General features: G+C 66.1%; 19 protein-coding genes. 14 read left to right on the top strand and 5 right to left on the bottom strand.

The genetic code is table 11. The annotated features are described in order from the left end of the window. Positions 1-893 (bottom strand): LPS-assembly protein LptD (locus VJ811_RS01550; RefSeq protein WP_324070511.1); only part of this gene is annotated, 893 nt, incomplete at its 3' end. Positions 894-1,026: 133 nt separating this feature from the next. Between VJ811_RS01550 and VJ811_RS01545 the strand changes: the two genes are divergently transcribed. From VJ811_RS01545 to ndk, 3 genes are all read left to right on the top strand, one after another. After that, positions 1,027-2,472 (top strand): leucyl aminopeptidase, encoded by a 1,446-nt coding sequence (locus VJ811_RS01545; protein ID WP_324070510.1) that lies wholly within the window; start codon positions 1,027-1,029, stop codon positions 2,470-2,472. 20 nt (positions 2,473-2,492) lie between these two features. Then, entirely contained in the window at positions 2,493-2,942 is a 450-nt protein-coding gene (locus VJ811_RS01540; RefSeq protein ID WP_324070509.1) for a DNA polymerase III subunit chi, read from the top strand. A gap of 87 nt (positions 2,943-3,029) precedes the next feature. Beyond that, a complete protein-coding gene (gene ndk, locus VJ811_RS01535) occupies positions 3,030-3,452 on the top strand; it encodes a nucleoside-diphosphate kinase (protein ID WP_037518700.1) in 423 nt (140 codons plus the stop codon). A 57-nt stretch (positions 3,453-3,509) separates the two neighbouring features. On the opposite strand, the gene purN is transcribed toward ndk, so the two are convergent. Next, positions 3,510-4,457 (bottom strand): phosphoribosylglycinamide formyltransferase, encoded by a 948-nt coding sequence (gene purN, locus VJ811_RS01530; RefSeq protein WP_324070508.1) that lies wholly within the window; start codon positions 4,455-4,457, stop codon positions 3,510-3,512. A gap of 105 nt (positions 4,458-4,562) precedes the next feature. Beyond that, the gene (purM, locus tag VJ811_RS01525) at positions 4,563-5,669 is read right to left on the bottom strand and encodes a phosphoribosylformylglycinamidine cyclo-ligase (RefSeq protein WP_324070507.1); all 1,107 of its coding nucleotides are present in this window, start codon (positions 5,667-5,669) and stop codon (positions 4,563-4,565) included. A gap of 202 nt (positions 5,670-5,871) precedes the next feature. Between purM and VJ811_RS01520 the strand changes: the two genes are divergently transcribed. From VJ811_RS01520 to VJ811_RS01505, 4 genes are read left to right on the top strand one after another with little or no spacing between them, the layout of a single operon-like run. Next, positions 5,872-7,026, top strand: coding sequence for a heavy-metal-associated domain-containing protein (locus tag VJ811_RS01520; protein ID WP_324070506.1), 1,155 nt, complete (start codon positions 5,872-5,874; stop codon positions 7,024-7,026). Further along, positions 7,026-7,679, top strand: coding sequence for an HdaA/DnaA family protein (locus VJ811_RS01515; RefSeq protein ID WP_324070505.1), 654 nt, complete (start codon positions 7,026-7,028; stop codon positions 7,677-7,679). The genes VJ811_RS01520 and VJ811_RS01515 overlap by 1 nt, the downstream gene beginning before the upstream one ends. After that, positions 7,670-9,841 (top strand): RNA degradosome polyphosphate kinase, encoded by a 2,172-nt coding sequence (locus VJ811_RS01510; RefSeq protein WP_324070504.1) that lies wholly within the window; start codon positions 7,670-7,672, stop codon positions 9,839-9,841. The genes VJ811_RS01515 and VJ811_RS01510 overlap by 10 nt, the downstream gene beginning before the upstream one ends. After that, a complete protein-coding gene (locus tag VJ811_RS01505) occupies positions 9,838-11,334 on the top strand; it encodes a Ppx/GppA family phosphatase (protein ID WP_324070503.1) in 1,497 nt (498 codons plus the stop codon). The genes VJ811_RS01510 and VJ811_RS01505 overlap by 4 nt, the downstream gene beginning before the upstream one ends. A 102-nt stretch (positions 11,335-11,436) precedes the next feature. Here the strand turns inward: VJ811_RS01505 and rnd are convergent, their stop codons facing one another. Beyond that, positions 11,437-12,624 carry a ribonuclease D gene (rnd, locus tag VJ811_RS01500; protein WP_324070502.1) on the bottom strand — a complete coding sequence of 396 codons (1,188 nt, stop codon included), beginning with the start codon at positions 12,622-12,624 and terminating at the stop codon, positions 11,437-11,439. A gap of 109 nt (positions 12,625-12,733) precedes the next feature. On the opposite strand from rnd, the gene VJ811_RS01495 reads away from it, so the two are divergent. The 6 genes from VJ811_RS01495 to VJ811_RS01470 all read left to right on the top strand — a co-directional run bounded on the left by VJ811_RS01495 (position 12,734) and on the right by VJ811_RS01470 (position 18,877). After that, complete coding sequence (locus VJ811_RS01495; protein ID WP_324070501.1) at positions 12,734-13,063, top strand: hypothetical protein; 330 nt, start codon at positions 12,734-12,736, stop codon at positions 13,061-13,063. Further along, a complete protein-coding gene (locus tag VJ811_RS01490) occupies positions 13,063-14,574 on the top strand; it encodes an FAD-binding protein (RefSeq protein ID WP_324070500.1) in 1,512 nt (503 codons plus the stop codon). The genes VJ811_RS01495 and VJ811_RS01490 overlap by 1 nt, the downstream gene beginning before the upstream one ends. Before the next feature lie 180 nt (positions 14,575-14,754). After that, positions 14,755-16,536, top strand: coding sequence for an aspartate--tRNA ligase (aspS, locus tag VJ811_RS01485; RefSeq protein WP_324070499.1), 1,782 nt, complete (start codon positions 14,755-14,757; stop codon positions 16,534-16,536). A 3-nt stretch (positions 16,537-16,539) separates the two neighbouring features. Beyond that, on the top strand, positions 16,540-17,415 hold the full coding sequence (locus VJ811_RS01480) for an alpha/beta hydrolase (RefSeq protein ID WP_324070498.1): 876 nt from the start codon (positions 16,540-16,542) through the stop codon (positions 17,413-17,415). A gap of 85 nt (positions 17,416-17,500) precedes the next feature. Continuing rightward, entirely contained in the window at positions 17,501-18,286 is a 786-nt protein-coding gene (locus tag VJ811_RS01475; protein WP_324070497.1) for a polyphosphate kinase, read from the top strand. A 54-nt stretch (positions 18,287-18,340) separates the two neighbouring features. After that, on the top strand, positions 18,341-18,877 hold the full coding sequence (locus VJ811_RS01470) for a J domain-containing protein (RefSeq protein ID WP_324070496.1): 537 nt from the start codon (positions 18,341-18,343) through the stop codon (positions 18,875-18,877). Between the two features lie 182 nt (positions 18,878-19,059). Here the strand turns inward: VJ811_RS01470 and mtgA are convergent, their stop codons facing one another. Beyond that, positions 19,060-19,767 carry a monofunctional biosynthetic peptidoglycan transglycosylase gene (gene mtgA, locus VJ811_RS01465; RefSeq protein WP_324070495.1) on the bottom strand — a complete coding sequence of 236 codons (708 nt, stop codon included), beginning with the start codon at positions 19,765-19,767 and terminating at the stop codon, positions 19,060-19,062. A gap of 171 nt (positions 19,768-19,938) precedes the next feature. On the opposite strand from mtgA, the gene VJ811_RS01460 reads away from it, so the two are divergent. Further along, positions 19,939-20,522, top strand: a 584-nt coding sequence (locus VJ811_RS01460) for a transporter (protein ID WP_324070494.1), incomplete at its 3' end; no start/stop codon positions are given.

Here is a 20,522-nt window from a genome sequence, read left to right as displayed (position 1 = left end):
TCGGTCAGCGCGCGGAACTCGCCCTCGATCATCGGCGCCGCGCTGGTGTAGAGGTGCGGGGTGATCGTGATGTCGCGGTCGGGCGCGATCCGCAGATAATAGGGAACCGCGATTTCGAACCCGTTGCTGCGGTCGAGCCGGATTTCGGGAACCAGCAGGCCGCTGCTCGGCTCGTTGTTGATCGAATGGCTGAGGCCGGGAAGCGGGATCAGCGGCAGGCCGAAAATCTCGATCCGCGCGCCCTTGTAGCGGACCTTGTTCTTCGCCTTGTCGTATAGCACCCGGACGGCGCGCACCTGCCAGCTGGGGTTCTTGGGACAGCCTTCGTCATCCTCGACGGGGCAGGGGGTATAGGCGGCGTTCTCCAGCTCGATATTGCCGTTGTCGAAGCGGGTGCCCTTGATCGCGGCGAGCCGCGACCCATTGTCGAGCACGACGAGCAGATTCTCGACCACCCCGTCGCGCAGGCTGTCGGTCAATTCGATCTTGTCGCCATAGGCGGTGTCGCCTTCGGGGTTTTTGATGACGACATTGCCCTCGGCGAAAACCTGGCCCGTCTTGCGGTTCCAGGTGACCTTGTCGGACCGCATCTCGATCGCTTCGCGGTTCATCTGGACATTGCCCTCGGCAACGACGACTTCGGTGTCGCTGTCGTAATTCAGATTATCGGCGGCGAAACCGATCTGATCTTCGGCCTGGGTCGCGGGGGCATCGGTGGTTGTCGGGACGACGTCGGGCGTCTGCAGGTCAGGCTCGCCCACCACCTCTTCCGGCTGGGCCGGATTCGCTTCGGTCTGGGCCAGCACGGGGCAAGCGGCCAAGGCCGCGCCGCTCGCCGTCGCCAGCCAGAACGGCCGTGCGCGCGCTGCTTGTTGGAACAAAGCCCAGCTCATTTTGATATCTTTGTCCCGCACCTTATTTAGCGTCCACCCGGCTTGGACCGGCAGCTTTGTTTTTGCAACTCGCAAGCGAAACCCCTATCGGTCCGCCACGTTCCAATCAATCATCGCATAAGAAAGTTAAGGCATGGACATTCAGTTTGTCGCGCAAATCGACGCGTCTGCCGACGTCGTCGCATTTCCCGTCCGCAAGGGCGAGGCGGGTGCGCTCGGCGCGTTGCTCGGTGCGGCGGCGGCGCAGGCGCGCTTCGACGGCGCGGCGGGCACGATCGCCGAAACCGCGGCGATCGACGGCGAACAGGCGAAGCGCCTGCTGCTCGTCGGCATCGGCGAAGGCAGCGAGCAGGATCTCGAGCGCGGCGGCGCGGCGCTCACGGCGAAGCTGCAAACGAGCGGCGCGACCGCGGTCCATGTCGATTTCGTGAGCACGGGCGAAAGCGACGCCGACGATGTCCTCGCCTTCGCGATGGGCGCGCGCCTCCGCAACTGGCGCCTCGACACCTATCGCACGCGCTTGGCCGACAAGGCGAAGCCGAGCCTGAAGACGGTGACGATCGCGTCGCCGCACGGTGACCTGTCCAGCCGCTGGGCCGAAAATGAGGCGATTGCCGGCGGCGTCGCGCTGACGCAGACGCTCGTCGCCGAGCCGCCGAACATCCTTTACCCGGAGACGTTCGTCGAACGCTGTCAGCACCTGACCGATCTTGGCGTCGAACTCGAAATCCTCGACGAACGCCAGATGAAGGCGCTCGGCATGGGGGCGCTGCTCGGCGTCGCGCAAGGCTCGACCCGCCCGCCGCGCCTGCTCGCGATGCGCTGGAACGGCGGCAACGCCGGCGATGCGCCCGTCGTCTTCGTCGGCAAGGGCGTGACCTTCGACACCGGCGGCATCAGCATCAAGCCCGCTGCGGGCATGGATATGATGAAGTGGGACATGGGCGGCGCAGGCGCGGTCGCGGGCGCGATCAAGGCGATCGCGGGCCGCAAGGCGAAGGCGAATGTCGTCGGCGTCGTCGGCCTCGTCGAGAACATGCCCGACGGCAATGCGATGCGCCCCGGCGACGTCGTCACCACCATGTCGGGGCAGACGGTCGAGGTGCTCAACACCGACGCCGAGGGCCGGCTCGTCCTCTGCGACGCGATCAGCTGGGCGCAGAGCGCCTATAATCCGAAGGTGATCGTCGACCTCGCGACGCTGACCGGCGCGATGGTGATTTCGCTCGGGCATGAATATGCTGGTATCTTCGCGAACGACGACACGCTTGCGACCGATTTACTTGCCGCGGGCGAGGCGAGCAACAACAAGCTGTGGCGCTTTCCGCTGTCGCCCGCGTACGACAAGCTGATCGACAGCCCGATCGCCGACATGAAGAATATCGGCCCGCGCGAAGGCGGCTCGATCACCGCGGCGCAATTCCTGAAGCGCTTCGTCGACGAAGGCGTCGCCTGGGCGCATCTCGACATCGCGGGCATGGCGTGGGCCGACAAGGACGGCCCGGTGTGGGCGAAGGGCGCGACCGGCTACGGCGTGCGCCTGCTCGACCGCTACATCGCCGCCAACCACGAAGGCTGAACGAAACGGGGCAGGGGAGCATGGCGCGCGTCGACTTTTACCGGCTGACCCGCGACCCGGTCGAACGGGTGCTCCCCGCGCTCGCGACGCGCATCCTCGCGAACGGCGACCGCCTGTTGGTGGTCGCCGCGCCCGCGATGCAGCGGCAGGCGATCGACGAGGCACTGTGGACGCTGCAACCCGCAAGCTTCCTGCCGCACGGCCACGCGGGCTCGCCCGACGAGGACATCGAGCCGATCCTGATTTCGGGGACGCTCGATCCGTCGCCGCCGAACCGTGCCAGCCACCTTGCGCTCGCCGACGGCGAATGGCGCGAGGAGGCGCTGGGGTTCGAACGCACCTTCCTGCTCTTCGACAACAGCCGCATCGACGACGCGCGCGCCCTCTGGCGCACGCTGGCCGCCCGCGAAGACGTCGACAACCGTTTCTGGAAACAGGACGAAAACGGCCGCTGGTCCGAAGGGCCGTAATGCCCTCACGCTCTATCCTTGCAGTGCAGCAAAAGCGCGGCTAGAGGCGCGCGCATCGCAGACCATAATAACTCAGGAGCTTCCCCCATGGCGGTCACCCGCACTTTCTCGATCATCAAGCCCGACGCCACGCGTCGCAACATCACCGGCGCCGTCACCAAGATGCTGGAAGACGCCGGTCTTCGCGTCGTCGCCTCGAAGCGCATCCACATGAGCCGCGAGCAGGCCGAAGGCTTCTACGCGGTCCACAAGGAACGCCCCTTCTTCGGCGAACTCGTCGATTTCATGATCAGCGGCCCCGTCGTCGTCCAGGTTCTCGAAGGCGAGAACGCGATGCAGGCGAACCGCGACATCATGGGCGCCACCAACCCCAAGGACGCCGCTCCCGGTACGATCCGCAAGGAACTCGCCGAGAGCATCGAGGCGAACACGGTCCACGGTTCGGACAGCGACGAAAATGCGGCGATCGAAATCGCCTATTTCTTCAAGCCCGAAGAAATCGTCGGTTAAGCCTGAGGGCGCAGCCGAATGGAAGAGGCCGCCGGAGCGATCCGGCGGCCTTTTTTGTCAGAATTCCTCCGCGACGCCCATCAACCCCGCCAGCTTCTTCGGCGCCACCGAAAGCCAGCTCTTGCGCAGCCATTCGCCGATCGCGTCCCAGTCGGTGTCGCCGCGGTCGAGGCGGATGCCGACCCAGCCGTCGCCGAAATAGGCGGGGCGGTAATAGCGCTCCTCGTCGAGCTCGATCAGCGCCGCCTGCTCGTCGCCGCCGCTGATCTTGACCAGTATCGCGATCTTGCCGTCGCCATGATGATCCTCGGTGAAATAGGCGAATTTCTTGCCCTTCACGATACCGAAGCATGGCATGCCATGCGACACCACCTCGTCGGCCTCGGGCAGCGCCATCGCGAGTTCACGCACACGGCCGCGCAGATAGTCGGGCGACCGTTCGCGCGTCACGAACGCCGCGAGGGTGGCGGGATAAAGCTGGTGCTCGGCGAGCTGCACCCGGCGCGCCAGCGTCTCGACCGTGTCGCCGGGCAGGATCGCGACCGGCGTCTGCGCGAGCACCGGCCCTTCGTCGACGCCGGGCGTCACGATATGGACGCTGCATCCGCCGAATTTGTCGCCCGCCTCGATCGCTTGGCCGTGTGTGTTCAACCCCTTGTAGAGCGGCAGCAGGCTCGGGTGGATGTTGATCATCCTGCCCGCCCAGCGTGCGACGAAATCGTCCGACAGGATGCGCATATAACCGGCGAGTGCCACAAATTCGGCGCCCGCCGCGCGCAATCGCTCGTCGACCAGCGCGTCGAACGCGTCGCGGTTCATGCCCTTGTGCGATACGCCCCACGTCGCGATGCCCTCGGCCTCGGCGATCTTCAGCCCCGGTGCGTCCGGATCGTTGCTGCCGACGAACACCAGTTCATAGGGGCAGTCTTCGGCTTTCGCGGCATAGAGCAGCGCCGCCATATTGGTGCCGGCGCCCGAGATCAGGACGGCGACTCTGGCTTTCACAGAGACGCTGCCGAAAAATAGGGACAGTCCCTATTTATTGCCGTCCGTCGACGATCCTCGAAAACGGCGCATGCCCAATAAATAGGGACTGTCCCTATTTTTTGATCACGCCGCATGCGTCGCGCTCCACGCGTCCATCGCGCTCCACGTTTCGATGCTGCCCGTCACGGTGCAGCCCTTTTCGCCCTCGGCGATATGACCGATGCGGAATACCGTCTCGCCCGCGGCTTCGAGCGCCGCGGTAACATCGTCAACATCGGCTTCGGCCACGACAACCGCCATGCCGACTCCGCAATTGAAGGTGCGCGCCATTTCCTCGGGCTCGATATTGCCCTGCGCCTGCAGGAAGGCCATCAGCCGCGGCTGCTCCCACGCGTCGGCATCGACGTGCGCGTGCAACGTCTTGGGCAGGATGCGCGGGATATTTTCGAGCAGTCCGCCGCCGGTGATATGCGCGAGGGCGTGAATCCGGCCGGTCTTCACCAGTGGCAGCAGGCTCTTCACATAGATGCGCGTCGGCGCCATCAGCGCGTCGATCAGCAGGATAGTCTGGTCGAACAGGGCAGGGCGGTCGAGCTTCCACCCCTTGTCCGCCGCGAGCCGGCGCACGAGCGAAAAGCCGTTCGAATGCACCCCCGACGAGGCGAGGCCCAATATCACGTCGCCCGCCGCGACCTTGTCGGCGGTCAGCACCTGATCGCGCTCGACCGCGCCGACGCAAAAGCCCGCGAGATCATAGTCGCCGTCCGAATACATGCCCGGCATTTCGGCGGTCTCGCCGCCGATCAGCGCGCATCCGGCCTGCTTGCACCCCTCGGCGATGCTCGCGACGACCTCGGTCGCGACATCGTTGTCGAGCTTGCCCGTCGCATAATAGTCGAGGAAAAACAGCGGTTCGGCGCCCTGCACGATCAGATCGTTCGCGCACATCGCGACCAGATCGATCCCGACCCCGTCATGCCGGCCCGATTCGATCGCGAGCTTCAGCTTGGTGCCCACCCCGTCGTTCGCCGCGACGAGCAACGGATCGTTGAACCCCGCCGCCTTCAGGTCGAAAAAGCCGCCAAAGCCGCCAAGGTCGGCATCGGCGCCCGGACGGCGCGTCGCACGGGCGAGCGGAGCAATGGCACGGACCAGCGCATTGCCGGTCTCGATCGATACGCCGGCCTGCGCATAAGTGTAGGAGCCGGGTTGGTTGTGCTTGGAATCCATGGCACGCGCGACTAACGGTTCCAGCCGACAAATGCCATGATTTCCTTGTCCGGCGCCTCGCTTTTGGGCAGAGCATAGAGAAGATATGATTTCGGCTGCCCTTCCCCGCTTCGCCCCGAGCTTCTCGCTTCGCTCCCTGGCACCCCGCGATTGGCGATGGGCCGCGCTTTTTGGCCTGTTTTTCGCCATTCTGCTCGTCGGCGTGGTCGATGGTCAGATCACCCGCGGCGACCGCGGCATCACACCGATCAACAGCAGCGGCGATTTCCTGGCGAGCGGCATCCTTGTCGACGTCACCGGCGACAATGCCGATGATGCGCGCACAAAGGGCTGGCGCGAGGCGCAACGGCTGGGCTGGACGCAGCTCTATCGCAAATTGAACGGCAGCGACGGCCCCAAGCTCGGTGATTCGGTGCTCGACGGCATCGTGACCGCGATCGTTGTCGAGGAAGAACAGATCGGCCCGCGCCGCTATGTCGCCCGGCTCGGCGTTCAGTTCGACCGCGTGCGCGCGGGGCAAATCCTCGGTGTCAGCGGGCGTACGCTGCGCTCGCCGCCGCTGCTCGTCATCCCGGTCTATGCAATCGACGGCATCCCGCAGGTGTTCGAACAGCGCAGCGCCTGGCAGCGCGCGTGGGCCGAATATAATGTAGGGCAGAGCGCGATCGACTATGTCCGCACCGCGGGCACCGGCGCCGATACCTTGCTGATCAACGCGGGGCAGACCGGCCGCCGCGGCCGCGTGTGGTGGCGCGTGATCCTCGATCAATATGGCGCCGCCGATGTGCTGACGCCGATCGCGCGCGTCGAATATTCCTATCCCGGCGGCCCGATCAAAGGCTATTTTACCGCGCGCTTCGGCCCCGACAGCAAGCTGATCTCCAGTTTCATGATGACCGGGCCCAGCCCCGCGGCGCTGCCCGACATGATGGAAAAGGCGGTCGCGCGGATGGACCGCATCTATATCGACGCGCTCGCTTCGGGTGTGCTGCGCACCGACACCTATCTGGTTCTCGAAAAACCGGTCGAAAAGGAAGACCTGCCCGAGGAAGTCGCGACCGACGAAGAATCGTTGCCGAGCGAAACCGACGCCAGCGTACCGACCACGGCGGCCGTGGGCGTGCAGAGCTTCACCGTCCAGTACAGTTCGCCCGACGTCGATTCGGTCACCGCGACCGAACGCGCGGTCGCGGGCGCCGCGGGCGTCCAGTCGGCCTCGACCACCAGCCTTGCGCTTGGCGGCACCTCGGTGATGCGCGTCAGCTTCCGGGGTGACCTCGCCGCGCTCAGTGCGGCGCTCGCCGCACGCGGGTTCAAGGTGCAGGAAGGCGGCGGCCAGCTCCGGATCAGCCGCTGATGGCGCGTGCGTCCCAGATCGCGCTGCCGCTCGACTGGAGCGCCGGGGGCAGCAACGACGGTCCGCTGATCGTCGGCGCCAGCAACGCCGATGCCGTACGCTACCTGCGTCATCCGGCCACCTGGCCCGTCCGCACCGCGGTGCTCACCGGGCCGCAGGGATCGGGGCGCAGCCTGATCGGCCGGCTCTTCGCGCGCGACACCGGCGGGAACGTCATCGACGGCCATGACAGCGTTTCGGAAGAAGAGATTTTCCACGCGTGGAACGCCGCGCAGGCCAGTGGTTCACCGCTGCTGATCATCGCCGATGCGCCGCCGCCCGCATGGAATGTCGCGCTGCCCGACCTTCGTTCGCGCCTCGCCGCCGTACCCGTGCTGACGATCGGCGATCCCGACGACTGCCTTGCGCGCGACCTGATCGAGGCGCTTTTCGCACGGCGCGGCATGGCGCTTGCGCCTGGGGTCGCCTCCTATATCGTGCCGCGGATGGAACGCAGCTATGCGATGATCCACCGCATCGTCGCGGCGCTCGACGCCGCGTCGCTCGAAAAGGGCGGCGGCATTAGCATTCGTCTTACGCGTGAAACATTACTGTCACAGGGGCTCATCGATCCCGATTTGCTCGAACGACAGGATGACGCGACATGTCGATAACCGGCCAACCCCTTCGTGCCGACAATGACGCCGATGGCGCGTTTCAAATCCCTTTCGGACCCGAACGCTTCTTCAACCGCGAACTGAGCTGGCTCGCCTTCAACCGCCGGGTGATGGAAGAAGCGCGCAACCCCGCGCATCCTTTGCTCGAACGCCTCCGCTTCCTGTCGATTTCTGGCAGCAACCTCGACGAATTCTTCATGGTCCGCGTCGCGGGGCTGAAGGGGCAGCAGCTGCAGGGGATCGACGATCCCTCGGCCGACGGCCGCTCGCCGGGGCAGCAGCTTGCCGAGATCGAGGCCGAGGTGAACCGGCTCGTTGACCAGCAGCAGAGCGAATGGCAATTGCTCCACCGCCAGCTCGGCGAACAGGGCATCATTGTCCACGGTACGGGGTCGGACAAGGAAGCGCTGCGCGCTGCCCTTCGCCAATATTTCATCGACCAGATTTTCCCGATCCTGACGCCGCAGGTGCTCGACCCGGCGCATCCCTTCCCCTTCATCCCGAACCGCGGCCTCGGCGTCATCTTTGACCTGCAGCGCAAGGCGAGCGGCGAGACGATCCGCGAACTGGTGATGATTCCCGCGTCGCTCGCGCGCTTCGTGCCGGTGCCGGGGCAGCCGGGCGCCTTTGTGCCGATCGAATATCTGATCGAGATTTTCGGCGATCTGCTGTTCCCGGGCTTCACCATCCGCTCATTGGGCGTGTTCCGCATCATCCGCGACAGCGATATCGAGCTGGAGGAAGAGGCGGAGGATCTCGTCCGCCTGTTCCGCACCGCGATCCGCCGCCGCCGCCGCGGCCGCGTCATCCTGCTCGAACTCGAGGCCGACATGCCCGGCGAAATCGCCGAGGTGCTGAACGCCGATATTCAGGGGCATGAGGCGATCGTCGCCAAGATCGGCGGCTTTATCGGGCTCGCCGCGCTGTCGGCGCTCGTCGATGTCGACCGCCCCGACCTCAAATTCCCCGCTTATTCGGCGCGTTTTCCCGAACGCATCCGCGAACATGGCGGCGACTGTTTCGCGGCGATCCGTTCAAAGGACATCGTCGTCCATCATCCCTATGAAAGCTTCGACGTCGTCCTCTCCTTCCTGCGGCAGGCCGCGGCGGATCCCGACGTCGTCGCGATCAAGCAGACGCTCTACCGCGCCGGCAACCAGTCGCCGGTCATCCGCGCGCTGATCGAGGCGGCCGAGGCGGGCAAGTCGGTGACCGCGGTCGTCGAACTCAAGGCGCGTTTCGACGAGGAGCAGAATCTGCTCTGGGCGAACCAGCTCGAACGCGCCGGGGTGCAAGTCGTCTACGGCTTTATCGAGTGGAAGACGCACGCCAAGATTTCGATGGTCGTGCGCCGCGAGGGGCAGGGGTATCGCACCTATTGTCACTTCGGCACCGGCAATTATCACCCGGTCACCGCACGCATCTATACCGACCTCAGCTTCTTCACCGCCGACCCGCGTGCGGGGCGTGACGCGGCGCAGCTGTTCAATTACATCACCGGCTATGTCGAACCCGAACGGCTCGACCTGATCACCATGTCGCCGCTCAACATGCGCGCGCATCTGTGCCAGCTGATCGACGCCGAAATCGCGGCGGCGAAGGCGGGGCAGCCGTCGGGCGTGTGGGCCAAGATGAACAGCCTCGTCGACCCCGACATCATCGACAAACTCTATCAGGCGAGCGCGGCGGGGGTTCCGATCGAACTGATCGTGCGCGGCATCTGCTGCCTGCGCCCCGGCGTGGCGGGGCTGTCGGAGACGATCCGCGTCAAATCGGTCGTCGGCCGCTTCCTCGAACATAGCCGCGTCTGGGCCTTTGCGAACGGCGCGCCGCTGCCGCACCGCGCGGCAAAGCTCTACATCAGCAGCGCCGACTGGATGCCGCGCAACTTCGACCGCCGCGTCGAATATATGATTCCGATCGAAAATCCGACCGTCCACGACCAGATTTTGGACCAGGTGCTCGTCGCGAACCTCATCGACAATGAACAAAGCTGGATCCTGCTGCCCGACGGCACCTCGGCGCGCGTGATGCCGGGCGACAAGCCATTTAATTTGCACCATTATTTCATGACGAACCCCTCGCTTTCGGGTCGCGGCACGGCGCTCCACAAGCGTCAGGACGTTCCCACGCTTGCCTTCAACGTGCGCGAAGATTGACCAAATTGACCCCACAGCGTTCCTCCAAACAGGCGGTCAGCCGATCCGCCGTGATCGACATCGGCTCCAACTCGGTCCGCATCGTCGTCTATGAAGGACCGGCGCGGGCACCCGCCGTGATCTTCAACGAAAAGGTCGCCGCCGGCCTCGGCCGCGGCCTCGCTATCGACGGCCGCATCGCCCCGGGAGACGCCGAACGCGGCCTGGTCGCGCTGCGGCGCTACGCGCTGCTCGCCGAGCATATGGACGTCCAGGACGTGCAATGCGTCGCCACCGCTGCGGTGCGCGACGCCGTCAATGGTCCCGATTTCATCGCCGCCGCGGCCGAGGCGGGGCTGACTATCCGGCTGCTGTCGGGCGAGGAGGAGGCCGAGGCTGCGGGGCATGGCGTGCTGTCGGCGATCCCCGACGCGCACGGCGTCGCAGTCGATCTTGGCGGCGGCAGCCTCGAGCTCGCCGAAGTATCCGACGGCGAGGTCGGTCGCCGCGCATCCTTCCCGCTCGGCGTGCTCCGCTTGCCCGCGCTGCGCAAGGATGGCGAGCAGGCGTTTGAACGCGCGATCCGCAAGATGCTCCGCGCCGCCGGCTGGCCGGGCGAGGGACTGACCGGCCTGCCGCTCTATCTGGTCGGCGGTTCGTGGCGCGCGCTCTCGCGCCTCGATCTCGAACTCACCAAAGACCCGCTCGCGGTCCTCGACCAGCACACCTTGCCGCGCAGCGCGCTTCGCCGCCTGATCCGCGCGACCAAAAGGTTGAGCTTTGAAGAGCTCCGCGCCATCCCCGGCATGGCGTCGAACCGCGCCGCGGCCTTGCCCGACGCGGCGGCGCTGCTCGCGGCGCTGGTCAACATTCTCGACGTACCCGAAATGACCGTGTCGTCGTCGGGGCTGCGCGAAGGCCTGCTCTATCAGGCGCTCGATGCCGAAACGCGCGCGCAGGACCCGCTGATCGTCGCCGCCGAATTCGAGGGCCGACGCCTCGCGCGCTTCGCGCCGCACGGCCGCGCGATCGCCGAATGGATCGCGCCGCTGTTCGCTGACGAGGCTCCCGCCGACAGCCGCGTCCGGCTCGCGGCCAGCCTGCTCAGCGACGTCGCCTGGTCGGCTAACCCCGATTTCCGTGCCGAACGCGGCACCGAGATCGGCCTGCATGGCAACTGGCGCAGCATCGATATTCCGGGCCGCATCCTGCTCGCGCGCGCGCTATATGCGGGCTTTGGTGGTGCCGATGCCGAATTCCCGGTGATGGGAACCCTCGTGTCGCCCGAACGGCTCGCGCGGGCGCGCCAATGGGGGCTCGCGATCCGCCTCGCGCAGCGCCTGACCGGCGGCGTCGAGGCGCCGCTGAAGGCGAGCGGCATTGCGCTGGTCGATGGCAGGCTGAAGCTTTGCCTCGATGCCGGCTGGCATCATCTCGCGGGCGAATCGGTCGAGCGCCGCCTGCGCGTGCTGGCGCAGTCGTTCGATACGAAACCGGAACTGGTGCTGCTGTAGGGTTCGTCGCCCCCGCGAAGGCGGGGGCCGCCGGAAGTCTTTGCCTTCGCCGTCAGTGTCAGGTCGACAATGGCCCCCGCCTTCGCGGGGGCGACAGGATAGTTAAACCTCGGCGGCGGTCGCCGCGTCGATTTCGCTCATCAGCAGCTTGCCGTTCTTGACGGCAAAGCCCATCCGGCCTTCGACCAGGTCGAGCGCGGCGTGGCCGAACACGTCGTAACGCCACCCCTGCATCATCTGAATGCCCTCGCGCGCGCCCGCCGCGAGCGCTTCGAGATCATCGCTGCGCGCGATCAACCGCGCGGCGACATTGAGCTCGCGCGCACGGATTTTGAGCAGCAGCTTGAGCAGGTCGGCGACCAGCGTGCCTTCCTTGCCCAGCCCCGGGCCGCGCGGGGCGCGTTCGGGCATTTCGTCCTTCGACATCGGCTTGGCGCTCGCGATCGCGTCCATCAGCCGGCCGCCGATGTCGTTCGTGCGCCATGTCGCCGATAGGCCGCGCACGCGGCCCAGCCCGTCCTGATCCTTCGGCGGATGCGCGGCGAGGTCGGCGAGCGTCTCGTCCTTGACGATCCGGCCGCGCGGCAGATTCTTTTGCCGTGCTTCGCGCTCGCGCCACGCCGCGAGCGACTGCAACCGGCCGAGCACGTCGAGCTTGCGCGTCGGGACCTTGATTCGCTGCCACGCTTTTTCGGGATCGACGCTGTAGTTCGCAGGGTCGGCGAGCTTTTCCATTTCCTCGTCGAGCCAGTGACCGCGCCCGGTCTTGATCAGCTTGTCGAGCATCATCGGGAAAATCTTGGCGAGGTGCGTCACGTCGCCGACCGCATAGTCGATCTGGCGCTTGTCGAGCGGGCGGCGGCTCCAGTCGGTAAAGCGTGCGCCCTTGTCGAGTTGCAGCCCGATCCATGCTTCGACGAGGTTCGAATATCCGACCTGTTCGGCCTGACCGAGCGCCATCTGGCCGATCTGGGTGTCGAAGATCGGGTGCGGCGTCTTGCCGGTCAGGTTGAAGATGATTTCGACATCCTGCCCGCCCGCATGAAAGACTTTCAGCATGTCCTCATTGTCGACGAGCAGGTCGAGCAAAGGCTTCAGATCCATGCCCGGCGCCATCGGGTCGATCGCCGCGGCATGGTCGCGGTCGGCCACCTGGATCAGGCAAAGCTCTGGCCAGAAAGTGTTTTCGCGCATGAATTCGGTATCGACCGCGATGAAATCGCTGTTCCGAATGAGGTCGCAGAATTCGACGAGCGCGGCGTTGGTTTCGATCAACGGATGGACTTGCATAGCGCGCCTATACAGCTAGTTGAGACGAACGGGCAGGAAAAATTGCCCGCGCTCTTCGGGTCGCAAAGCCGGAACACCGGCTGGGGAAAAAGACGAAGGGATTTGGGGCATGATGTGGCTCGGTTGGGCGCTCGCCGCGCTCGGTTTTGCGTTGATTTTCGGGCAGTATGCCGCGGGGCAGGCGGACATCTTCGTGTCGATCGCCAATCCGCGGCCGCTCGACGAGGAAGCGATGGTGGTAACGCTGAAAGGCTGGGGTTTCGCCGCCCAGGCCGCGCAGCCGTTCGTGACACCCGAATCCGATCACGGCCTGTGCGATGTGCGCGTGTTCGCGACGCGGCGCCAGATGCTGGTGGCGATCGCGACTTTTGGTTTCCTCCGCCCGGTGACCGTCGCGTGGCGCGCGCATGCCGGCATCCTGCCGCTGGGAGACGCCTGATGCCGATCGTCAAGCTCGGCGACGAAGGCCGCTGGACCAATTATCACGGCACCGGCACCTGCGAGGCGGCGACGCGCTTCGCCTTGCGCAGCGGCGACGCGGAACGCGGGCGCGACGAGATCGCGATCGCCGCGAAAACGGTGCAGGACTGGTTGGCGCAAGCGGCGGCCGCGAAGCGCCGCGTCCGGCCGCTCGGCGCGGGCTGGTCGCCGTCGAACGTCAATATCAGCTCGCAAAGCTGGCTGCTCCATACGCGCCGTTTCAACCGCTGCTTTCGGATCGGTGCCGATGACGTCCGCCCCGGCATCGACGCCGGGGCCCTGATGCTCGTCGAAGCGGGCGCGCTCGTCGACGAGGTGTCGGACAAGTTCGAGGCGCAAGGCCGCTCGCTGTGGACCAGCGGCGCGGGCAACGGCCAGACTTTCGCGGGCGCCTCTGCCACGGGCACCCACGGGTCGATGATCGCGCGCGGCGGCATCCAGGACCATATCCGCGCGCTGCAGATCGTCACCCCCGGCGGCATCCGCTGGATCGAGCCCGACGCGGGCGTGATGAGCGACGCCTTCATCGCCGCGACCGGTTCGACGCCGCTCCGCGACGACGCCATGTTCGCCGCGGCGCAGCTTCCCGTGGGCTCGCTCGGTATCGTGACGGCGCTCGTCGTCGACAGCGTGCCGAAATTCCTCGTCCGTCCGATCCAGAATTTGCGCAAGGTCGATCGGGCGGCGCTGGACTGGCTCGCCGCAGGCGATTTCCGCCGTTTCTCGGCCGCCTATGCGCTCGATCGCGATCCTGACTTTGTCCAGATGATCGTCAATCCGTACAAGCCGTTCAAGCGGCCGGCGATGCTGCGCTTCCTCTATCGCGAGCCGTGGCGCGACGATTATCCGCGCGCGACACCGGGGCAGCTCGGCGCCGGATATGATGCGCTCAGCCTGCTCGGCCGGCTCCTCAACGATTATCCATGGGCGCGCGGGCCGTTGCTGCAATTCGCGATGAAACAAGGCTATGCCAACGGCCCCGATATCGACGCCCCGCCGGTCTACGGTAGCTGGGGGGAGGGGCTCGATACGCACCGGCCGCTCGCCGACCTGTTCAATGCCTCGGTCACCATCGACCGCGCCGACCTCGCGCGCGCGTTCGAGCGCATTTGCGCGGTTTATGCACGCCACGGCGGCTCGACCGTCGTCACCATACGCTTCATGGAGCGCGCGCAAGGGCTGCTCGCTCCCGCGCGCTTCACGCACAATGCCGTGATCGATTTCGACGGCCCGCGCAGCCAGCGAACCGCCGACGCCTATGCGCGGGTCGTCGAATGCCTCGATGCCGAGGGAATCGGCTTTACCCGCCACTGGGCCAAAAGCTGCCGCCTCGACGCCGCGCGTGTGGCCGCCGATTATGGCGAGGATTTCCGCCGCTGGCGCGCTGCGCAGGGCCGGCTGATGCCCGATCCGGCGCACCGCGCGCTGTTCGGCAGCGCGGTGCTCGACGGGTTGGGGCTGACCTGCTGAAGATATCGTCGCCCCCGCGCAGGCGGGGGCCGCTGGCAACCTTGCGCGAGGCCGATGGCGGCCCCCGCCTGCGCGGGGGCGACGAGCAGAATACTTGACAAATCGCTCGCCGCGCTGCCTTAGGCGCGGCCATATCGGTACGTTTGCGCGTGCCTTCCCGGACATGAGAGACTCAAGAAAATGCACGCCTATCGTACCCATAATTGTGGCCAGCTTCGCGCCGAGGATGTCGGCAAGACTGTCCGTGTCTCGGGCTGGGTGCATCGCAAGCGCGACCATGGCGGGCTGCTCTTCGTCGACCTGCGCGACCATTATGGCCTGACCCAGATCGTCGCGGACTCGAGCGACGCGGCCTTCGCCACACTCGACGGACTGCGCGCCGAAAGCGTCGTGACGATCACCGGCGATGTCGTCGCGCGCTCGGCGGAAACGACGAATGCGAACCTGCCGACCGGCGCCATCGAAGTGCGCGCGCGCGACGTGGCGGTGCAGTCGGCGGCGATCGAGCTGCCGATGCCGGTCGCGGGCGAACAGGAATATCCCGAGGATATCCGCCTGAAATACCGCTTCCTCGACCTCCGCCGCGAACGCCTGCACGCCAACATCATGCTGCGCTCGAACGTGATCGCGAGCCTGCGCCGCCGCATGGTCGATCAGGGCTTCACCGAATATCAGACCCCGATCCTGACCGCCTCGTCGCCCGAGGGCGCGCGCGACTATCTGGTGCCGAGCCGCGTCCACCCCGGCAAATTCTATGCGCTGCCGCAGGCGCCGCAGATGTTCAAGCAGCTGCTGATGGTCGCGGGCTTCGACCGCTATTTCCAGATCGCACCCTGTTTCCGCGACGAAGATGCGCGCGCCGACCGTTCGCCTGGCGAATTCTATCAGCTCGACTTCGAGATGAGCTTCGTCACGCAGGACGACGTCTTCAACGCGATCGAACCCGTGCTCGCGGGCGTGTTCGAGGAATTCGCTAACGGCAAGTCGGTGACCCCGGCGGGCTCGTTCCCGCGCATCCCGTACCGCGAATCGATGCTGAAATACGGCAATGACAAGCCCGACCTTCGCAACCCGCTGACCATCACCGATGTTTCGTCGCACTTTGTCGGGTCGGGCTTCGGCCGCTTCGCCGACATCGTCGCCGCGGGCGACGTCGTCCGCGCGATCCCGGCCCCGGCGACCGCGGAGAAGAGCCGCAAATTCTTCGACGACATGAACAGCTGGGCACAGGGCGAGGGCTTTGCCGGCCTCGGCTATGCGACGCGCAAGGGCGGCGAATGGGGCGGCCCGATCGCCAAGAACCACGGCACAGACAAGATGGACGCGCTCGCCGCCGAACTCGGCATCGGTCCCGACGACGGGCTGTTCTTCGCCGCGGGCAAGGAAGCGACGGCGGCGAAGCTCGCCGGTTTCGCGCGCACCCGCGTCGCCGAGCAACTCGAACTGATCGATCCGAACAAATTCGAAATGTGCTGGATCGTCGACTTCCCGATGTTCGAGGCCGACGAGGACACCGGCAAGATCGACTTCAGCCACAACCCGTTTTCGATGCCGCAGGGCGAACTCGAAGCACTCGAAACCAAGGATCCGCTCGATATCCTCGCATGGCAGTATGACATCGTCTGCAACGGCGTCGAACTGTCGTCGGGCGCGATCCGGAACCACCGCCCCGACATCATGTACAAGGCGTTCGAGATCGCGGGCTATTCGCAGGCCGAGGTCGACGCGAACTTCAGCGGCATGATCAACGCCTTCAAATTCGGCGCACCGCCGCACGGCGGTTCGGCGCCGGGCGTCGATCGCATCGTGATGCTGCTCGCCGACGAGCCGAACATCCGCGAAGTCGTCGTCTTCCCGATGAACCAGAAGGCCGAAGACCTGATGATGGGCGCCCCGGCGCCGGTCGGCGACAAGCAGCTCAAGGAACTCGGTATCCGTATCGTCGACGGCCCGAAGGGCTGAGGCATGAGCGAACCCCGGGAGCACCGGCTGGAAACGCCGGAAGGCGATATCTGCTGGTTCGAATGGGGGACGCGGGGGCAAGGGGCTTCGCTGCTCCTGCTTCATGCGACGGGCTTTCACGCGCGGCTGTGGGATCGGGTCGTCGCGGCGCTGCCCGCCGGCACCCACGTCATCGCGCCCGACCATCGCGGCCATGGTCGCAGCTTTCGTCCCGCAACGCTCGCCAACTGGGCGGCGACATCCGACGCGTTGTTGCCGCTGCTCGACGGGCTTGGCGGGCATCCGCTCGTCGGCTGCGGGCACAGCATGGGCGCCTATGTGCTGACGCGGCTCGCGTCGCAGCGGCCCGCTGCCTTCGGTCATCTTGTCCTGATCGATCCGGTGATCATGGACCCCGCCTTTTACGAGGGCGAAGCGGCCAAACCGATCCCCGATCCCGCCGAGCATCCCGTCGCGCGCCGCCGCAACAGCTGGACCAGCGCCGAAGAGATGCGCGCGCGTTTCGCCGACCGGCCGCCCTATGCGAACTGGGATCCGCGCGTCCTCGCCGACTATTGCACCCATGGTCTGCTCCCGGCGGCCGAGGGCGAGGGGCTGGAGCTTGCCTGCCCGCCGGCGCTCGAAGCCTCGGTCTATCAAAATGCGCTGCGCACCAGCCCGCACGAGTGGCTGCACTATCTGGCCACGCCGTCGACGGTCATCCGCGCCCCGACCGGCGAGCGCGGCGGCGAACTTGATTTCTCGCTGAGCCCGACGTGGACGGGGTTTGGCGCTGCGATCGGCGCGACACGCGACGAACTATGGGCCGAACACAGCCACTTCATCCCGATGGAAAATCCCGCGCGCGTCGCCGCGCTGCTCGCTGGCCTCGCCAGGTAACCAAATCCGCACAGCCTGTGCCAGAAAATGACATCGGCCATCGCCTGCTTGGTAGAAGGCATCCGCTTGCGCTAGGGAAGGGGGCATGACCATCTCGCTCTCCGACTATGAAACCGGCGCCAAATATGAGGGCGACTATTCCGGCGATCTCGCCGCGCTCGAGGATCGCCTCGAACGGTTGCAGGCGGCGCACATCATCCATGGCCAGCGCAGCGTCATCATGTTCGAAGGCTGGGACGCGGCGGGGAAGGGCGGGATCATCCAGCGGCTGACCGCATCGCTCGACCCGCGCTATTTCGAAGTTTGGCCGATCAGCGCGCCGAACGACGAGGAAAAGGCGCGCCATTTCCTGTGGCGTTTCTGGAAACGCCTGCCCGGCAATCGCGAAATCTCGATCTTCGACCGCAGCTGGTACGGCCGCGTCCTCGTCGAACGCGTCGAGGGGTTCGCGAGCGAGGCAGAATGGCGCAAGGGCTATGACGAGATCAACGAGTTCGAGGCGCAACTGACCGGCAGCCGGACCAATCTGGTCAAGATATTCGTCCACCTGACGCAGGAAGAACAGGACCGGCGCTTCACCAACCGCCTCGACGACCCGTGGAAGCGGTGGAAGACGGGGACCGAGGACTATCGCAACCGGTCGAAGCGCAAGGACTATCTGGCGGCGATGGAGGAGATGTTCGCGCAGACGAACACGCGCTGGGCACCGTGGAAGGTGATCGACGGCAACAACAAAAAGGCCGCGCGCATCGCGGCGCTGACCCATGTCGCCGAGGCGCTCGAGGCCGCCGTGCCGATGACGCCGCCCGATCTCGACCCCGCGGTCGTCAAGCTTGCGGGCAAGGCGTTCGGCTACAAGCCCAAAGACTAGGTTTTTCGCCCCTCTCGGCTAGCAATCGCGCGCCCCTGCCGCTACATGGGGGTGATGAGCCGCGCCAAGAGATCCGATGACTGGGGTTTTCCCCGCTGGCGCCCCTATGGCTCGTCGCGCGAGACGCAGAAGGTGCGCCTCTGCGATCGCCACGGCTGCACCAACCCCGGCAACTGCCCCGCGCCCAAATCGCCGAACAGCCCCGAACGCTGGTATTTCTGCGAGGCGCACGCCGCCGAATATAACCGCGGCTGGGACTATTTCGAGGGTTTGAGCGCCGAAGATGCCGCCGAGCGGGCTGCCAATGAGACGCGCGACGCCGGGGCGTATGCAAAGGCCCAGCATTACGCCTGGGGCGGGTCGGGCGACGGCAGCCGCAGCGCCGACGAAATGCGCGCGCTCGAGATACTCGACCTCGAACCCGACGCCGATTTCGAGGCGACGAAAAAGGCGTGGCGTAATCTTGCCAAGGAAACCCACCCCGATGTGAAACCCGGCAACGCCGAAGCCGCGAAGCGTTTTGCTGCGGGTCAGGCGGCGTTCGAGGTGCTGAAACAGGCCGAAGAGCGCAAGAGCTGGAAGCCGGCGTAGCGGTTGTACGCTTGGGGGGGCTTACGACTGGAAGCGGACGCCCGGTTTCTAATATTTCGTCATTCCCGCGAAAGCGGGAACCCAGGACTAGGCCAGCCGACGGACGCTCTGGGTCCCCGCTTTCGCGGGGATGACGAAAATGGAGGCAGGCAGCTCTCCACCCCTAAGCCGACATCGCAGTCTTATTTGTAGATGCAGCCATCGAGCCCGTCGCGCTTGACCACGCCGATGCGCGCGCGGATCGTGTTGCCGTAACGGCGCGTGAAGCCCGACGGACTCACCGCCTCGCGTTTCTTGGGCAGCGGCAGGATCGCGGCGATCCGCCCCGCCTCGGCGGCCGTCAGCTTGCCCGCGCCATGGTTGAAATAACGCTGCGCCCCCGCCTCGACACCATAGGTGCCGATGCCGGTCTCGGCGACGTTGAGGTAAACCTCCATGATCCGCCGCTTGCCCCAGATCTTCTCGATCAGGAAGGTGAACCAGACCTCGGGCACCTTGCGGACATAGCGCGTCCAGCCGGTCCCCTGCCACAGGAAGACATTCTTCGCGGTCTGCTGGCTGACCGTCGATCCGCCGCGCATGCGCTTGCCCTTGGCGTTGCGCTCGATCGCCTGCTCGATCGCGTCGCGGTCGAAGCCATTGTGGCTGCAAAATTTGCCGTCCTCCGCCGCGATCACCGCGCGCACCATATTGCGGTCGATGCCGGGCAGCCCCGTCCAGTCCTTGGTGATCCCGCTGCTGTCGGCCAGCATCGTGAACGTCACGGGCGGCGGCACCACCGCATAGAGCAGCACCCACAGCACCGAGGCGGCAATGAACCAGAACAGCCATTTGAACGGCCGCAGATACCAGGGGAGCTTGCGCTTCTTCGCGCGGGAGGGAGTTGCCATGCGGGGCAAATTACCTGCTTGCGGTTTCGAGGCAAGCGGGCTTGATCTTGCGGAACAAGAAACCTTGCCGCTCGACGAAGGAAAGCTCCGTATGTCGCTTCGACCCCTCTTGCTGCTCGCCGCCGCGACCGCCGCTGCGCCCGCCTTCGCGAACGAGGATCGCCGCGATCTTTGCCCCGACCGGCCGGGGCTCGGTACACCCGCCTGCACGGTCGAGCCGGGGTCGATGCGTTCGAGATCGGGCTGGCCGACTGGACGCTCGATCGCACCGCCGACAGCCGGAGCGATAGCTGGACCTTCGGCGACGCGCTGCTGTGCGCCGGGCTCACCTCGTCGCTGGAGGTGCAGCTTGGCTGGACGATGCTCGGCCATGCGCGCGAACGCGACCGGGCGACGGGCGACGTGACCCGCCGGACGCGCACCGGCGACGTGACGCTCGCATTGCGGCAGAATCTGAACAATCCCGACGGGTCGGGCTTTTCGGCCGCGCTGATGCCCTATGCCACGCTGCCGCTGGGCGGCGAGGGCGTCGGTGCGGGCGATTGGGGGGCGGGGATGATCGTGCCGGTCAGCTTCGAACTCGGCGCCTTGTCGCTGGGCTTGACGCCGCATGTCGACGCCGCCGTCGATAGCGACGGCGAGGGCCGGCATACGGCCTATGGCTCGGTCGCGGGGGTGGGATTCGGCCTGTCCGACGACGTCTCGATGGCGGCGGAAGTGTCGCTGACCCGCGACCGCGACCCCGGCGGCCACAC

Source organism: Sphingopyxis sp., from assembly GCF_035250425.1.
Lineage (GTDB): Bacteria > Pseudomonadota > Alphaproteobacteria > Sphingomonadales > Sphingomonadaceae > Sphingopyxis.
The sequence above is the reverse complement of the archived record's forward strand: the minus strand, read 5'-3'. Positions and strand labels throughout refer to the sequence as shown.

Coding starts and splice junctions, on each gene's coding strand:
- VJ811_RS01545 (WP_324070510.1), top strand. CDS start 1,027: ATGGACATTCAGTTTGTCGCGCAAATCGACGCGTCTGCCGACGTCGTC.
- VJ811_RS01540 (WP_324070509.1), top strand. CDS start 2,493: ATGGCGCGCGTCGACTTTTACCGGCTGACCCGCGACCCGGTCGAACGG.
- ndk (WP_037518700.1), top strand. CDS start 3,030: ATGGCGGTCACCCGCACTTTCTCGATCATCAAGCCCGACGCCACGCGT.
- purM (WP_324070507.1), bottom strand. CDS start 5,669: ATGGATTCCAAGCACAACCAACCCGGCTCCTACACTTATGCGCAGGCC.
- VJ811_RS01515 (WP_324070505.1), top strand. CDS start 7,026: ATGGCGCGTGCGTCCCAGATCGCGCTGCCGCTCGACTGGAGCGCCGGG.
- VJ811_RS01510 (WP_324070504.1), top strand. CDS start 7,670: ATGTCGATAACCGGCCAACCCCTTCGTGCCGACAATGACGCCGATGGC.
- rnd (WP_324070502.1), bottom strand. CDS start 12,624: ATGCAAGTCCATCCGTTGATCGAAACCAACGCCGCGCTCGTCGAATTC.
- VJ811_RS01495 (WP_324070501.1), top strand. CDS start 12,734: ATGATGTGGCTCGGTTGGGCGCTCGCCGCGCTCGGTTTTGCGTTGATT.
- VJ811_RS01490 (WP_324070500.1), top strand. CDS start 13,063: ATGCCGATCGTCAAGCTCGGCGACGAAGGCCGCTGGACCAATTATCAC.
- aspS (WP_324070499.1), top strand. CDS start 14,755: ATGCACGCCTATCGTACCCATAATTGTGGCCAGCTTCGCGCCGAGGAT.
- VJ811_RS01480 (WP_324070498.1), top strand. CDS start 16,540: ATGAGCGAACCCCGGGAGCACCGGCTGGAAACGCCGGAAGGCGATATC.
- VJ811_RS01475 (WP_324070497.1), top strand. CDS start 17,501: ATGACCATCTCGCTCTCCGACTATGAAACCGGCGCCAAATATGAGGGC.
- VJ811_RS01470 (WP_324070496.1), top strand. CDS start 18,341: ATGAGCCGCGCCAAGAGATCCGATGACTGGGGTTTTCCCCGCTGGCGC.
- mtgA (WP_324070495.1), bottom strand. CDS start 19,767: ATGGCAACTCCCTCCCGCGCGAAGAAGCGCAAGCTCCCCTGGTATCTG.